The organism is Vibrio sp. YT-15 (assembly GCF_033337445.1).
GTDB lineage: Bacteria > Pseudomonadota > Gammaproteobacteria > Enterobacterales > Vibrionaceae > Vibrio > Vibrio alginolyticus.
In genome coordinates this window covers 1-1,279 of the sequence record NZ_JAWOQR010000094.1, presented here as the reverse complement: position 1 = coordinate 1,279, position 1,279 = coordinate 1, and the positions used below count along the sequence as shown (strand labels likewise).

Genomic DNA, 1,279 nt, shown 5'->3' with positions numbered 1-1,279 from the left:
AAGGTTCTCAGCGCGTAATCAGTAAAGCTCGTTAACTGCATGTTCTCTCCCAGAGTGCGACTTAATAGCTCAATGTCAGTGACGAAACAACCAACTTACGCTATCGACAAAAGTGTAAATCTTTTCTTGATCGAAAGATACATTTGAGATACAACTTTAAACATGCATTACAAATACAACTTAAAAATAGGAAGTTCTTATGCTCAGCAATCAAACCATTGAGATCGTGAAAGCGACCGCGCCACTAATCGCAGAAACAGGACCAAAACTGACCGCTCACTTCTATGACCGCATGTTTACTCACAACCCTGAGTTAAAAGACATTTTCAACATGAGCAACCAGCGTAATGGCGATCCGCGTGAAGCGCTATTCAATGCCATCTGTGCATACGCTGCTAACATTGAAAACTTGCCTGCTCTGCTTGGCGCAGTGGAGAAAATTGCGCATAAACACACCAGCTTTTTGATCACGAAAGATCAGTATCAAATCGTAGGTAAACATTTGATCGCTACGATTGATGAGTTATTCAATCCGGGCCAAGAAGTTTTAGACGCGTGGGCTGAAGCTTATGGCGTATTGGCTAATGTATTTATCCAGCGCGAAGAGCAAATCTATCAAGCGAATGCATCGCAAGAAGGTGGTTGGCGAGGGCTACGTGAGTTTGAGTTGGTCGGTAAACAATTGGAAAGTGAACACATTTGCAGTTTTGTTTTCAAACCGACGGATGGCAGTAAAGTGACGAAGTACAAGCCTGGGCAGTACCTCGGCATCTACATCAACAGTGATAAGTTTGAAAACCAAGAGATCCGTCAATACAGCCTATCTTCTTCGGTTCAAGAGAACACTTACCGCATCTCCGTAAAACGTGAACAAGGCGGTAAAGTATCCAACTATCTGCACGATGAGCTAAACATCGGCGATAAAGTAAAACTCGCAGCGCCAGCGGGTGATTTCTTTATGAATGTAGACACCAATACACCAGTGGTGCTGATTTCTGCAGGTGTCGGCCTTACGCCAACACTGTCAATGCTAGAAAGCTTGACGGAACATCACGCGCCAGTGACTTGGGTACATGCAACAGAAAACAGCAAACACCACGCCTTTAAAGAGCACGTAAACCAGCTAGTCACGGCGAAAGAAAACATGAACGCGCTCATTTGGTATAACCAACCAACGGCAGAAGACAAGATAGGTGAAGACTTCCACTTTACCGGCTTTGTAAACCTGCATGAAATCGAAGCCGCACTCAAACAAGACAACGTAAAAGTGTACTTCTGT

1 protein-coding gene is annotated in these 1,279 nt (G+C 44.3%); it reads left to right on the top strand.

Translation table 11 applies throughout. The annotated features are described in order from the left end of the window. Positions 1-199: 199 nt before the first annotated feature. The coding region (hmpA, locus tag R7D93_RS25500) for an NO-inducible flavohemoprotein (RefSeq protein ID WP_318129582.1) at positions 200-1,279 on the top strand (1,080 nt) is incomplete at its 3' end.